Source organism: Plantibacter sp. LMC-P-059a, from assembly GCF_030209505.1.
GTDB lineage: Bacteria > Actinomycetota > Actinomycetes > Actinomycetales > Microbacteriaceae > Plantibacter.
Window position 1 is genome coordinate 201,198 of the sequence record NZ_JARVRZ010000007.1, and the last position, 14,204, is coordinate 215,401.

General features: G+C 69.3%; 13 protein-coding genes. 2 read left to right on the forward strand and 11 right to left on the reverse strand.

From position 1 onward, the window contains the following. Positions 1 to 21: 21 nt before the first annotated feature. From QRN27_RS17100 to QRN27_RS17150, 11 genes are all read right to left on the reverse strand, one after another. Positions 22 to 465 (reverse strand): type II 3-dehydroquinate dehydratase, encoded by a 444-nt coding sequence (locus QRN27_RS17100; RefSeq protein WP_285043251.1) that lies wholly within the window; start codon positions 463 to 465, stop codon positions 22 to 24. Between the two features lie 53 nt (positions 466 to 518). Beyond that, entirely contained in the window at positions 519 to 1,616 is a 1,098-nt protein-coding gene (gene aroB / locus QRN27_RS17105) for a 3-dehydroquinate synthase (protein WP_285043252.1), read from the reverse strand. After that, a complete protein-coding gene (locus QRN27_RS17110) occupies positions 1,613 to 2,131 on the reverse strand; it encodes a shikimate kinase (protein ID WP_285043253.1) in 519 nt (172 codons plus the stop codon). Before QRN27_RS17110 ends, aroB begins: the two co-directional genes overlap by 4 nt. Next, positions 2,124 to 3,338, reverse strand: a complete 1,215-nt coding sequence (gene aroC, locus QRN27_RS17115; RefSeq protein WP_285043254.1) for a chorismate synthase — start codon at positions 3,336 to 3,338, stop codon at positions 2,124 to 2,126. The genes QRN27_RS17110 and aroC overlap by 8 nt, the downstream gene beginning before the upstream one ends. Before the next feature lie 76 nt (positions 3,339 to 3,414). Next, on the reverse strand, positions 3,415 to 4,326 hold the full coding sequence (locus QRN27_RS17120) for a shikimate dehydrogenase (RefSeq protein WP_285043255.1): 912 nt from the start codon (positions 4,324 to 4,326) through the stop codon (positions 3,415 to 3,417). Positions 4,327 to 4,343: 17 nt separating this feature from the next. Then, positions 4,344 to 5,975 (reverse strand): endolytic transglycosylase MltG, encoded by a 1,632-nt coding sequence (gene mltG, locus QRN27_RS17125; RefSeq protein WP_285043256.1) that lies wholly within the window; start codon positions 5,973 to 5,975, stop codon positions 4,344 to 4,346. 13 nt (positions 5,976 to 5,988) lie between these two features. After that, entirely contained in the window at positions 5,989 to 6,456 is a 468-nt protein-coding gene (gene ruvX / locus QRN27_RS17130; RefSeq protein ID WP_285043257.1) for a Holliday junction resolvase RuvX, read from the reverse strand. A gap of 1 nt (position 6,457) precedes the next feature. After that, on the reverse strand, positions 6,458 to 9,112 hold the full coding sequence (alaS, locus tag QRN27_RS17135; protein WP_285043258.1) for an alanine--tRNA ligase: 2,655 nt from the start codon (positions 9,110 to 9,112) through the stop codon (positions 6,458 to 6,460). 68 nt (positions 9,113 to 9,180) lie between these two features. Then, the gene (locus QRN27_RS17140; RefSeq protein WP_056005804.1) at positions 9,181 to 9,414 is read right to left on the reverse strand and encodes a hypothetical protein; all 234 of its coding nucleotides are present in this window, start codon (positions 9,412 to 9,414) and stop codon (positions 9,181 to 9,183) included. Positions 9,415 to 9,573: 159 nt separating this feature from the next. Beyond that, positions 9,574 to 10,203, reverse strand: a complete 630-nt coding sequence (gene rpsD, locus QRN27_RS17145) for a 30S ribosomal protein S4 (protein WP_056005806.1) — start codon at positions 10,201 to 10,203, stop codon at positions 9,574 to 9,576. A gap of 222 nt (positions 10,204 to 10,425) precedes the next feature. Continuing rightward, the gene (locus tag QRN27_RS17150; RefSeq protein WP_285043259.1) at positions 10,426 to 11,868 is read right to left on the reverse strand and encodes a replication-associated recombination protein A; all 1,443 of its coding nucleotides are present in this window, start codon (positions 11,866 to 11,868) and stop codon (positions 10,426 to 10,428) included. Between the two features lie 161 nt (positions 11,869 to 12,029). Here QRN27_RS17150 and QRN27_RS17155 point away from each other — a divergent pair, with 161 nt between their 5' ends. Further along, positions 12,030 to 12,836 carry a peptidylprolyl isomerase gene (locus tag QRN27_RS17155; protein ID WP_285043260.1) on the forward strand — a complete coding sequence of 269 codons (807 nt, stop codon included), beginning with the start codon at positions 12,030 to 12,032 and terminating at the stop codon, positions 12,834 to 12,836. A 133-nt stretch (positions 12,837 to 12,969) separates the two neighbouring features. Then, positions 12,970 to 14,199, forward strand: coding sequence for a DUF349 domain-containing protein (locus tag QRN27_RS17160; protein ID WP_502929542.1), 1,230 nt, complete (start codon positions 12,970 to 12,972; stop codon positions 14,197 to 14,199). Positions 14,200 to 14,204: the final 5 nt, after the last annotated feature.

The following is a 14,204-nucleotide window of genomic DNA, read 5'->3' on the forward strand; positions in this document are numbered from 1 at the left end:
CGTTCCGGGTCGTGTCGGTCGTCAGGCGGCGCTGCGCCGCGCCACGAGGTCGAGGGCCAGACGGTAGGAGTCGAAACCGAATCCGGCGATCACCCCGGTCGCGACCGCCGAGATGACACTCGTGTGCCGGAAGGCCTCCCGGGCGTGCGGATTCGACAGGTGCACCTCGACGAGGATGAGACCCGCTTTGGTGACCATGGCCGCGGCATCCCGGAGGCCGTAGCTGTAATGCGTGAACGCCGCCGGATTCAGGATCACGGGTGTCCGTGCATCAACGGCCTCGTGGAGCCAGCCGATGAGTTCGCCCTCGTCGTCCGTCTGGCGCAGGTCGATCCGCGTGCCGGAGTGCGCCTCCCCCTCGAGCAGGGTGCGCAGCGCGTCGAGGTCGGCCGAGCCGTAGACGTCGGGTTCGCGGCTGCCGAGGCGTCCGAGGTTCGGTCCGTTGAGGACGAGCACGGTGGTCATGTTGTCGAGGGTATCCGTTCCGGACGAGCGCTCGGGGCGCGCGTGGGCGTCGATCAGGAGCCGATCTCCTGGTAGGCGGCGAACAGCAGCGAGGTCTCGGGACCCTGCAGGACCGTCGGCTTGGCCAGGTCGTCGAGCACGATGAACCGCAACATCGATCCACGGGTCTTCTTGTCGCGCTGCATGGTGGCGAGGAGGGTGTTCCAGCGACCGACGGGATAGGAGATCGGCAGGCTCAGCAGCTCCAGGACGCGGCGGTGGCGGTCGACGACCTCGTCCGACAACCGACCCGCGAGGCGGGACAGCTCCGCGACGTACATCATGCCGATCGCGACGGCGGCGCCGTGCCGCCACTGGTAGCGCTCGGCGTGCTCGATCGCATGACCCAGCGTGTGGCCGTAGTTCAGGATCTCGCGGAGTCCCTGCTCGGTGAAGTCCTCGCTGACGACATCGGCCTTCATCCGGATGGCCAGCTCGATGCACCGGCGGAAGGCCGGGGTCGTCGGATCCGTGGCCGCGTCGACGTCCGCCTCGATGAGGTCGAGGATCTCGGGATAACGGATGAACCCGGCCTTCGCGACCTCCGCGAAGCCGGCGAGGATCTCGTTCTTCGGCAGCGTGTCGAGGGTGTCGAGGTCCGCGACCACGGCTGCGGGTGCGTAGAACGCGCCGACGAGGTTCTTGCCCTCGGCCGTGTTGATGCCGGTCTTCCCGCCGACGGCCGCATCGACCATGCCGAGGACCGTCGTCGGGAGCTGCACGAGTCGCACGCCGCGCAGCCAGGTGGCCGCCACGAAGCCGGCGAGGTCGGTGACGGCGCCGCCTCCGAAGCCGATGACCGCGTCAGACCTCGTGAAATCGGCCTGGCCGAGCACGCCCCAACAGAACGCCGCGACCTCGACCCGCTTGCCGGCTTCGGCGTCGGGCACCTCGGCGAGGAGCACCTGGTACCGGTCGCTGAGCGACTCGCGCAGCTTCGAGGCCTTCTCCCCCAGTGTCGACGGGTGCACGACGAGGACGCGCTGCACGCCCGTGCCGAGCGCGTCGACGATCGTGTCCTCGAGCCCGCGGCCGATCGTGATCGAGTACGGTGCGGAGCCCGTGACGTCGATGACGGTCCGCTCGGACGAGGTGGTCGGTTCGGTGCTCATGCAGGCTCCTTCACCCAGGCGACGAGCTCGTCGACGATGCCTGAGATGGGTCGGTGCGAGGTGTCGAAGGTGACATCCGCGAGTCGTTCGTAGAGGGGGCGTCGGGCTTCGGCGATACGGGACCAGGCACCGGGATCGTCGCGCAGGAGCGGACGCTTGTCGAGGTTGGCCCGAGCCAGCACGGCCTGCTCGGTCACGGTCAGCAGCACGACCCGCGCATCGGTGAGTTCGTGCTGCGTGTGCTCGTCGAGCACTGCTCCGCCGCCGAGTGACACGATCGCCGGCTGTCCGAGTGCCGCCGCGACCGCCTCGCGCTCGAGGGCGCGGAAGCGGGCTTCACCATGCTGCTCGAAGATCCGCGCGATCGGACCGTGTTCGCCGGAGACGACGTGGTCGGTGTCGATGAACGGGAGCCCGAGGCGTTTCGCGAGCTGTTTGCCGACTCGGCTCTTCCCCGAGCCCATCGGCCCGATGAGGACGACCGGGAGCCGCAGCCCGTCGGCCTGGTCAGGCATCGGCGCCGGAGGCGTGGTCGCCTCGCGTGCGCAGGTTCGACGGGATCGCCGCGAGGTATCCGTCGAGGTTGCGCTTCGTCTCGGTGACCGAGTCGCCGCCGAACTTCTCCAGCACCGCCTCGGCGAGTACGAGGGCGACCATGGCCTCGGCCACGACGCCCGAGGCGGGCACCGCACAGACGTCGGACCGCTGGTGGTGGGCGGTCGCGGCCTCGCTCGTCGCGACGTCGACCGTCCGGAGCGACCGCGGGACCGTCGCGATGGGCTTCATGCCGGCGCGGACGCGGAGGACCGTGCCCGTCGTCATGCCGCCCTCGGTGCCACCGGCGCGATCGCTCTGACGGGCGATGCCGTCGGCCTCCTGGACCAGTTCGTCGTGCGCTGCCGAGCCACGGCGTGTCGTGGTGAGGAAGCCGTCGCCGACCTCGACGCCCTTGATGGCCTGGATGCCCATGAGCGCGGCGGCGAGCCGGGCGTCGAGTCGTCGATCCCAGTGGACGTACGAGCCGAGCCCCGGTGGGAGGCCGTAGGCCAGGACCTCGACGATGCCACCGAGGGTGTCGCCGTCCTTCTTGGCCGCGTCGACCTCGGCGACCATCCGCTCGGACGTGGCGGCGTCGAAGCAGCGCAGCGGATCGGCGTCGAGTGCGTCGACGTCGGACGGGAGCGGCAGCCGGGCGTCTTCCGGAACGCGGACGGGGCCGATCGACAGGGTGTGGCTGACGAGCGTGATCCCGAGCTCGGCGAGGAAGGATCGTGCGACGGCACCGAGGGCGACACGGGCGGCGGTCTCCCGTGCGCTCGCGCGCTCGAGGACGGGGCGGGCCTCGTCGAAACCGTACTTCTGCATGCCGGTGAGATCGGCGTGGCCGGGGCGGGGACGGGTGAGCGCCGCGCTGCGACCGCGGGACTTCTCGGAGACCTCGGTCGGCTCGGGGCTCATCACCTCTTCCCACTTCGGCCACTCGGTGTTGCCGACGCGGATCGCGACCGGGCTGCCCATCGAGAAGCCGTGACGGACGCCACCCGAGAGGTGCAGCTCGTCCGCCTCGAACTTCATGCGGGAGCCGCGGCCGTACCCGAGCTTGCGGCGGGCGAGGTCGGCACGGATGCCGTCCATGGACACGGGGACGCCGGACGGGAGTCCCTCGAGGACGGCGATGAGTTCCGGGCCGTGAGACTCTCCGGCAGTGAGCCAACGAAGCATGGGTCCTATCCTTCCACAGTGCTGGGACCCACCAGTGCGCGGCGGACTGGACGCCGGCCGATGGTGGCCCGTTCGGTCATCTCGGAGGATGAGATCCGTCGACCGGTGTCCCCGCCGCGTCCAGGTCGACGGCTGCGAGCATCGCGCTGAGGACCGCCGGTTCGTCGTCGAGCGGGACCGAGGGGTCGCCGTCCACGAAGATCCGCACCTGCAGCAGCGCCTGATGGACGAGCATCGACAACCCGCTGAGCACGGAACCTCCGGCCGCCGACCAGGCCGTCGCGAGGGCGCTCGGCCAGGGATCGTACGCGACGTCGAGCAGGAGCCCGCCGGGCGCGAGCGTCAGGACCGGACCCGGCTCGGTGAGCGCACCGCCAGGGAGCGTGCTGATGACGAGTGGTGCGTCAGGCATCCGACCGTCGATCGGTCCCGAACCGAATCGCAGCCCCAGGTGCTCGGCCAGCGTCTGGAGCGGCTGCGCCTGCGCCGGCGTGCGAAGTGCCACGTGCACCTCCTGGGCGCCGAGCTCTGCCACCGCCATGACCGCGGAGGACGCCGTCGCTCCCCCGCCGAGCACGACCGCGGCGGTGACGGTGTCGACACCCGCCGCACCGATCGCACGCACGATCCCGCCGACGTCGGTGTTGAATCCCTCCACCCGACGTGAGCCGTTCTCGGTGTACCCGATGCGAAGGGTGTTGACGGCTCCGGTCTCGTGAGCCGCACGGTCGGCGTGGTCGACGAGTTCGAGCGCTCGATGCTTCAACGGCATGGTCAGGGAGAGGCCGCGCCAGGCCGGCCCGAGGTCCGCGAGGAAGCCTTCGAGTCGCGCGGCGTCGAGTTCGTGCCGACCGTAGCTCCAGTCGAGGTCCAGCACCCGGTAGGCGGCTGCATGCAGCGCCGGTGACTTGGAGTGCTCGATGGGAGACCCGAGCACGGCGAGGTGCGATCGGTCGTCGCGCCCGTCAACCGCTTCCGTCCCACGCATGGTGTCCTGCACGGCCGCTACTGGTACTCGGGGTGTTCGTCCATCCAAGACAACCACTTGGCGACCGCCGCCTCGTGCTCCTCCTGGGTGGTGGAGAAGATGGTCTCGCCGGAATCGAGGTTCCAGGTGACGAAGTAGAGCCAGGGCCCGTCCGCCGGGTGCAACGCCGCGTCGATCGCCAGGTCCCCCGGGTTGGAGATCGGACGCACGACCATCCCCGGGTGGACGTAGGTGTTGTACGGGTTCGAGGCGTCCTCGCGCTCGGCGTCCGTGGTCGAGACGCGGTGCGTGTTCCCCGTGCCGTAGGCCACCGTCGCGTCGGACTGCAAGAGGCCGCTTTCCCACTGGGACGGGTCGAGACGGTTGAGGAAGACGCGCGAGACCTTGTAGTAGTCGTCGCGAAGGCCGGCCTCCTTCTGGATGAGCGAAGCGAGGACGATGGTCTTCCAGCGGTCCTCCGGCTTCACGCCGGCATCGTCGAGCGCCTGGAACGAGCGGTTCACGAGCGTCTGCAGGACCGCGTGCGCGTCGCCGCCGTCCGGGAGACTGTACGTGGCCGGGAAGAGGAAGCCCTCGAGGGAGGTCGCCTCGGCGGGCAGACCGAACGACGCGACGTCCGCGGCCGCGGCCTGCAGCTCCTCCAGCGGGATGCCGGTACCCTCGGCGATCGACGGCAGGGCGTCCTGCTCGGCCGTGCCCTCGGGGATCACGAAGGTGTCCTCCATGCGGTTCGCCTCGTCCGTCAACGCCGCGAGGGCGGAATCGGCACTCATCTTGAGCTTCAGCTTGTACGCGCCGGGGAAGAACTCCGGCTGGGTCGGCTGCGCGAGGAGGAGGTCGTAGAACGCGTCGAACGACTTCGTGACGCCGGCGTCGTGCAGGTTCGTCGCGATGTCCTCGCCGATGTCGCCCTCGTTGATCATCACGACGACCTCGCCGCTCCCGGCGCCCTCGAAGTCGTTGGGCTCCTCCCAACCGAGCACCTTCCGGATCTGCGGCTCGTAGCTCGTCCAGACGACCGCGGCACAGGCCACGAGACCGCCGACGACGACGATCGACACGATGAGGGCGATGAGTCCACGACGACCGCGGCGCCGCTTCGGTGGCTCGCCGCCCGCCAAAGCGCGGCGTCGGCCGCGGTGGATCGGCTGCGCGCCGGCGTCGTCGGCGGAGTCGTCCTCGAGGAGCAGGTCCTCGAACGCCGGGATGGTCGTCGTCCTGGCCGGCTTCGGCGACGGCTCTTCGGCGAGCGAACTGGCCTCGGACGACTCGGGATGGACCGGCACCGTGGTGGGTGCGCTCGGCTCGGGCGATTCAGGGATGGCCGGCGAGGCGTCGGACGGCTTGGACGGTAGCGGGCCGAGCGGGGTGGTCGGAACCGGTGCGGACGGGTCCGAGGGGGCTGCTTCCGACGCGGTGGCGCTCGGGGTCGCTTCGCCGGATGCCTGCGCGGTCTCACGGTCCGCAGCATCCGCGGGGTCGCCCTGGTCGGCCGGCGTCGATGCGGCGGCTGCTGCTTCGCGTCGCTGGCGGGCCTCCCGACGGGACATCGGTACCGGCTGCTCGGAGCCCGCGGCGTTCCGCTCGGACGTGAAGAGGTCCGCCAGCGGGTCGTCTTCTGGGCTGTTCTGAGGTGTCAGATTCGACACAGGCACGTCCTGTTCACGGGTCGACGGGGGTTCCGGGGGGACGCCCCGAACCGCGTTCGGCGTCGAGGGCGTACTGCAAGAGTATGACGGCCGCCACTTGATCGACAATCGAACGCGTCTGCTTCTGTCGTTTCCCAGCCGAGCGCAAGGCGCTGTGCGCGGTCACCGTCGTCAACCGCTCGTCGACCAGTCGGCCTGGGACACCCGTCAGCGCCACCAGCCTCGCCGCGAACTCCCTGGCGTCCTGCGTCGACGCGGTGTCCTTGCCGGACAACGCGATGGGGAGTCCGACGACCAGCTCGACGACGCCGAGGTCCGTCGCGATCGCCGCGATCGCCCTGATGTCGGCGTCGCCTCCGAGGTCGCGCTGCACCGTCTCCACCGGCGTGGCGAGCAGGCCGTCGGGGTCGCTCCGCGCGACCCCGACCCGCGCCTTCCCGACGTCGACGCCGAGGCGTACGCCCCGGCGGAACGTCTCCACGTCAGCCGATCTCACGGGCGACGGCCGCGAGCGCGTCGCCCAGCGCGGAGGCGTCGACGCCGCCACCCTGCGCCATATCGTCCTTGCCGCCACCGTTGCCACCGAGCACGCCGGCGGCGACCCGCACGAGCGCGCCCGCCTTGAGGCCCGCATCGCGAGCGCCCTGGTTGGTCGCCACGACGATGGCCGGCTTCCCGGCGACGACGGCGCCGAGCGCGACGACCGCCGGCGCGGCACCGAGGCGTTCCCGCAGCTGCGTGACCAGCGTGCGGACGTCGTTCGGCGAACCGAGCTCGCCGAGGTGCTCGGCCACGAGCGACACCGATCCGACCTGGTGCGCGGTCTGCACGAGCGCCGGGAGGCGTTCGCTCAAGCCGCGGGCTTCGAAGGCCGCGATCTTCTTCTCGGCGGCCTTGAGGCTCGCCACGAGCTCGGAGATGCGCTCGGGCAGCTGCTCCTTCGGGGTCTTCAAGCTGCCGGAGAGCTGGGAGACGAGCGCCCGCTCAGCCGTGAGGTCGCGGAAGGCCTCCAGCCCGACGAGGGACTCGACACGGCGGTTCGTCGAACCGACCGAGGACTCGCTGATCAAGCTGATGAGCCCGATCTCGGCGCTGGAGTCGACGTGCGTCCCCGCGCACAGTTCGCGAGACCAGGGGCCACCGATGTCGACGACCCGGACCGTCTCGCCGTACTTCTCACCGAAGAGCGCCATGGCACCGAGCGCCTTGGCGTCGTCCAACGCCATCTCGCGAGTGGACACCTGGAGGTTGTCGCGGATCGCGTTGTTCGAGATCTCCTCGATCTCCGTCTTCGTCGCCGGAGAGAGCGGCTGGTTCCAGGTGAAGTCGAGCCGCAGGTAGCCTGCCTTGTTCGACGAGCCGGACTGGTGTGCGCTGGAACCGAGGACCTGCCGGAGTGCGGCGTGGATGATGTGCGTCCCCGAGTGCGCCTGCTGGGCCCCCCGCCGGTAGCTCGCGTCGACGACCGTGGTCGCCGGGGCGTCGAGACCGACCTCGCCCTGGCTCACCTGCACCTTGTGCGCGATGAGGCCCTTGACCGGCTTCTGGACGTCGAGGACCTCGAGCTCGAACCCGGGACCGACGATCACGCCCTGGTCGGCCTCCTGACCGCCGGACTCGGCGTAGAGGGAGGTCTCCGCGAGGATCACCTCGGCGATGTCTCCGGCGACCGCACGCTGGACGGGGTGTCCGTCGACGATGATCCCGAGGATGCGGCTCTCCGTCTCGAGCTCGGTGTACCCGGTGAACACCGTCTCGCCCTTGGCGCGGATGTCGCTGTACACGGAGAGGTCGGCGAGGACGCTCTTCTTCGCCTTCGCATCGGCCTTCGCCCGCTGGCGCTGTGCCGTCATGAGGGAGTCGAACGCGCCGCGGTCGACGGAGAGGCCCGCCTCCTCCGCGATCTCGAGCGTCAGGTCGATGGGGAACCCGTAGGTGTCGTGCAGGAGGAAGGCCGAATCCCCGGCGAGTGCCTGCCGACCGGATTCCTTGGTCTTCTCGAGGGCGAGGTCGAGGATGGTCGTACCGCTGGCCAGCGTGCGGAGGAAGGTCTCCTCTTCGGCGTAGGCGCTCTGCGAGATCCGGCCGAAGTCGGTCTCCACCTCGGGGTAGGCCGCCTTCATGGCGTCGCGAGAGGCGGAGAAGAGCTCGGGGAAGGTGGCCGTGTCGACACCGAGGAGGCGCATGGCACGGACGGTCCGGCGCATCAGACGACGCAGGATGTACCCACGGCCCTCGTTCGACGGGGTGATCCCGTCGCTCATGAGCATGAGTGAGGACCGCACGTGGTCGGCGATGACGCGCATGCGGACGTCGTCGTCGTGATCCGCGCCGTACCGACGGCCGCTCAACTCCGCCGCGCGGTCGAGCACGGGCCGAACCTGGTCGATCTCGTACATGTTCTCGACGCCCTGCTTGAGGAAGGCGACGCGCTCGAGACCCATCCCGGTGTCGATGTTCTTCTTCGGGAGCTCACCGACGATGTCGAAGTCGACCTTGCCGCGCACGTTCTCGATCAGGTACTGCATGAAGACGAGGTTCCAGATCTCGACGTAGCGGTCGTCGTCCGTCGCGGGACCGCCGTCGATGCCGTACTTCGGGCCTCGGTCGAAGAAGATCTCCGAGCAGGGCCCGGCGGGACCGGGCTGGCCGGTCGACCAGTAGTTGGTGTCCTTGTCGAGACGCTGGATCCGGTGCTCCGGCAGGCCGGCGACCCGCTTCCACAGGTCGATCGCCTCGTCGTCGTCCTTGTAGACGGTGACCCAGAGGTCCTTCTCGTCGAAGGCGAGGCCGCCGCTCGACTCACTGCCGGTCAGGAGTTCCCAGGCGTAGGTGATCGCCCCCTCCTTGAAATAGTCGCCGAAGGAGAAGTTCCCGTTCATCTGGAAGAAGGTGCCGTGACGCGGGGTCTTGCCGACCTCTTCGATGTCATTGGTCCTGATGCACTTCTGGACGCTCGTCGCACGATCGAACGGGGCGGGGACGACCCCGGTGAGGTACGGCACGAAGGGCACCATGCCAGCGACCGTGAAGAGCAACGACGGGTCGTCGCTGACGAGGGAGGCGGAGGGGACGACGGTGTGCCCCCGATCGCCGAAGAAAGTGAGCCAGCGGGAGCGGATGTCAGCGGTGTCCATGGTGTCCGTACGTCAGGGGGTGTGCGTGTCGATGTTCGTGTAGCGGCGGCGCCCGGGTGGGCGGCCCGTCACGGCTTGGTGAGGCCTTCGGCGGCGTCCTCGACGCGGGAGACGACGGTCTCCGCCGAGTCGCGCAACTGCGCCTCGCGCTCCTTGTAGGCGTCGCCGACGGTGTCGGTGAACTCCCTGATGCGGGAGTCGAGCTCGGAGAAGAACCGCTTGCCGGACTGTGTCTTGTTGATCTCATGGGCGACGACGAAGCCGGCGCCGATACCGACGATCAGCCAGAACACGTTCTTCATGGGGACTCCTCATCTGCGGTGCGATCGCCCGGGTGTGCTCGGGCGTGCCAAGCAACCATCGTAGTCGAGCCCTGGAACCGGATGGCGTCGGTGAACGACGAAGAGGCACCGGCCGGAGCCGATGCCTCTTCGTGGTTCGCCCGGGACCGGGCAGCAGTCCTAGCGGGCTGCGTAGTACTCGACGACGAGCTGGACCTCGCAGGTCACGGGGATCTCGGCGCGCTTGGGGCGACGCTCGAGCCGTGCCTGGAGCTTGTCGAGCTCGACCGAGAGGTACGACGGCACCTTCGGAAGGACGTCGACGTGGCCGCCGGCTGCAGCGACCTGGAAGGGCTCGGTGCCCTCGGAGCGCGGCTTGACGTGGATGAGCTGACCCGGCTTCACACGGAACGACGGGCGGTCGACGAGCTGGCCGTCGACCATGATGTGACGGTGCACGACCATCTGGCGGGCCTGGGCCGTGGTGCGGGCGAAACCGGCGCGGAGGACGAGCGCGTCGAGACGCGTCTCGAGGATCTCGACGAGGTTCTCACCGGTCAGGCCCTGCGTGCGACGCGCCTCCTGGAAGGCGATCTTGAGCTGGGCCTCGCGGATGCCGTACTGGGCGCGCAGACGCTGCTTCTCGCGCAGACGGACCGCGTAGTCGCTGTCGGCCTTGCGCTTGGTGCGGCCGTGCTCACCGGGAGCGTAGGGACGCTTCTCGAGGTACTTGGCAGCCTTCGGGGTGAGGGCGATGCCGAGGGCCCGCGAGAGGCGGGTCTTGCTGCGGGTACGTGACTTGGTAGACACGGTTTCCTTTCAATGAAGTCTCGAACGATGAATGACCGACGCGAGAACGCGCCGGTGATCCGGAATCACACCGGACAAAGTCAGAGGGGTCCGCCGGGGCTGTTCGGCTACAGAACACGCCCGTCGAACACGGTGATCGAGCAGCCGCGCAGTCACACCGGTTCTAGGCGGATCAATACTAGCACGAGGTGCCCTCTGGACACGGACGGCGACGCGGGTGGCTCACTCGCCTCGGACGATCTTGCGGAGCTTGTCCAACCGCGCCGAGATGTCGCGCTCGTGACCGTGGTCGGTGGGCTCGTAGTAGCGCACCTCGGTGAGCTCGTCGGGGAGGTACTGCTGGGCGACGACACCGATCGGGTGGTCGTGCGGGTAGCGGTAGCCCTTGCCGTGTCCGAGACGCTTGGCGCCCGCGTAGTGGGCGTCACGCATGGGCTTGGGCACGCGACCGAACGCTCCGGCGCGGACGTCGGCGATGGCCCGGTCGATCGCGACGTACGCCGCGTTCGACTTCGCCGCCGTGGCCAGGTACACCACGGCTTCGGCGAGCGGGATCCTGCCTTCCGGCATGCCGATGAACTGGACGGCGTCGGCCGCCGCGACCGCGATCGGCAGCGCCTGCGGGTCGGCGATGCCGATGTCCTCGGCCGCCGAGATGATGATCCGGCGGGCGATGAAGCGCGGGTCCTCCCCGGCCTCGATCATGCGAGCCAGGTAATGCAGCGCGGCGTCGACGTCCGAACCCCTGATGCTCTTGATGAACGCGCTGATGACGTCGTAGTGCTCGTCGCCGTTCCGGTCGTATCGCAGCAGGGCGCGGTCGACCGCCTGGGACACGAGTTCGTCGGTGATGACGGGACCGCGTGGTGCTGCGTCACCTGCATCCGAAGCCTTCTCGTCGTCGTCTTCGTCTTCATCGTCGCCGACGTCCAGGAGACCCACGTCGTCGAGGTCGAGCTCGTCGGGGTCGATCGCGGCACCGAGGTCGGAGTCGGCGGCGATGGCCGCCGCCTCCAACGCGGTGAGCGCTCGGCGGGCGTCGCCGGAGGAGAGCTGGATGATCGCGGCCCGTGCTTCAGGGGTGACCGTGAAGCGACCGGCGAGGCCACGTGGATCGGTGACGGCGCGATCGATGAGGATGCCCAGGTCGTCGTCGCTGAGCTGCTCGAGCGTGAGTAGGAGCGAACGGGACAGCAGTGGGGAGATGACCGAGAACGACGGGTTCTCGGTCGTGGCGGCCACGAGGATGACCCAGCCGTTCTCCACTCCCGGGAGCAGGGCGTCCTGTTGCGCCTTGGTGAAGCGGTGGATCTCGTCGAGGAAGAGGACGGTCGAACTGCCGTAGAGGTCGCGGCTCGACATCGCCTCCTCCATGACCTGACGGACGTCCTTCACGCCGGCGGTCACCGCTGAGAGCTCGACGAAGCGTCGGCCGGAGCTGTGGGCGATCGCCTGCGCCAGGGTCGTCTTGCCGGTGCCCGGCGGGCCCCAGAGGATGACCGACACGGCCGCCTGCGTCCCCTCGCGGTCGCTCGCCAGACGGACGAGCGGTGAACCGGGGCGCAGCAGATGCTGTTGACCGGCGACCTCCTCGAGGCTGCGAGGGCGCATGCGCACGGCGAGTGGGACCGGTGCGCCGGCGATGCCGGGTCCTCGACTGAACATTCCTCCAGGCTAGCCGCAGCCTCGGACACGGTTCCACGAAGCGTCGTTTGGTCCGCGCGGAGCGGTCCCCGTAAGGTTCTCCTGGGCAGCCCGCCGCAGGCGGGACGCCAGACGACAGCGCGATGCCGCCGCTCACCGCGACGGCACCTGGAGGGAACGACGTGGCAACGAGCAAGGGTCCGGACAAAGAGGCACGCGCAGCACGCGCACGGCTGCGTGCCTACAACGCCCGTCGCACCGTGCACGAGCACCGCTCGAAGCGGCGCGTGCGGGACAACGTCATCGCGGCTGCGGCGCTCGTCCTCGTGCTGGCCGGCGCCACCGCCGCACAGGTCTTCTTCTTCGCCGGTGGCCCGGGGGCTCCGGTGGCTACGCCGACCGCGTCCGCCGAGGCGGGAGCGTGCGGCGTGACCGGCGCGACCGACGGAGCGAACACCGGAACGGTGCCCGCGACTACGGTCGCCGAGGATCGGGACTGGACCGGCGAGATGACGATCAACGACGTCGTCATGAACCTCACCCTCGACGGTGCCTGCGCACCGCAGGGCGTGTCGTCCTTCATCTCCCTCGCGCAGTCCGGCTTCTACGACGGGGTGACCTGCCACCGCCTCACGACGAGCGGGATCTTCGTCCTCCAGTGCGGCGACCCGGACGGCACCGGCACCGGTGGACCCGGGTACAGCTACGGCCCGGTCGAGAACGCCCCGACGGACGACGTCTACCCGGCCGGCACCATCGCGATGGCCCGGCAGGGCGGGAACGGGTACAGCAACGGCTCGCAGTTCTTCCTCGTCTACCAGGACTCGACCATTCCGTCGGACGCCGCAGGCGGGTACACCGTCCTCGGGCAGATCACGAGCGGTCTGGACCAGCTCGTCTCCGGCGTCGTGTCCGGTGGTGTCGCTGACGGCAGCGGCGACGGCAAGCCCGCGGTGCCGGCCACGATCACCTCGGTGACGGTGCAGTAGCCGGTGCAGTAACCTGCACCAGACGGAACCGACCGGCGCAAGCGGTCTCCCCGAGCTCGGCTCGGGGTAATAGGCTTGTGGATCGATCACGATCGCCATCAACGGCGGTCAACACACAGCAAGGGTGATGCGCGTGACCAGTCCAGAGATCGAACCGTGGGGCCGTGTCGACGACGACGGTACCGTCTACGTCCGTGAGGCGGACGGCGAGCGAGTGGTCGGCCAGTATCCTGACGGTTCCAAGGAGGAGGCGCTCGCCTACTTCGAACGGAAGTTCACCGATCTCGCCGGGCAGGTGACGCTGCTCGAACAGCGCGCCAAGCGCGGTGCCCCGGCAGCCGACGTCGCGAAGGCGGTCAAGTCGATCACCAAGCAGGTGGAATCGGCCAACGCGGTCGGCAACCTGCAGGCCCTCCTGACCCGCCTCGCTGCCCTCGACGGCACGGTGACCGAGCTCACCGAGGCCCAGAGCCAGGAGAGCAAGGCGGCGCTCGACGAGGCGGTCCGAGCTCGCCTCGCCATCGTCGAGGAGGCCGAACAGCTCGCGCAGCAGGATCCCGCGCGGGTGCAGTGGAAGCAGACCTCCAGCCGACTCGACGAACTGTTCGCGGAGTGGCAGCGCCAGCAGCACGACGGCCCACGGCTCCCGAAGAACGACGCGAACGACCTGTGGAAGCGGTTCAGGACCGCCCGCGCGGCGATCGAGCAGCACCGACGTGCGTTCTACACCGAGCTCGACTCGGTGCACAAGGAGGCCCGCGCGATCAAGCAGAAGCTGGTCGAGCGCGCCGAGGAACTCATCGCGAAGGGTGCTGACGGCATCCCGGCCTACCGCAGTCTGCTCGACGAGTGGAAGCAGTCCCCCCGTGCCGGGAAGCGTCAGGACGACGCGCTCTGGGCCAAGTTCAAGGCCGCCGGCGACGCGATCTACGGTGCCAAGGCCGAGATCGACGCACGCGACAACGAGGAGTTCCAGGGCAACCTCGATCTGAAGCTCGCGCTGCTCGCCGAAGCCGAACCGATCCTGTCGAACACGAACCGCGATTCCGCCCGTAAGGCGCTCACCGACATCCAGCGTCGTTGGGACGAGATCGGCAAGGTCCCTCGCGAGCAGGTGCGGGTCGTCGAAGACCGACTCCGCAAGGTCGAGTCGCACGTGAAGCAGCTCGAGGACGAGCACTGGAAGCGGAACAACCCGGAGACGAAGGCGCGCACCGAGGGGCTCGCGAGCCAGCTCGCCGATGCCATCGCCAAGCTCGAGGACGAGGTGGAGGCTGCTCGTGCCTCCGGCGACGCGGACCGGCTCACGGCGGCCATCGAAGCCCTCGACGCACGGAAGGCATGGCTCGGCGCGATCCGCTGAGCGAA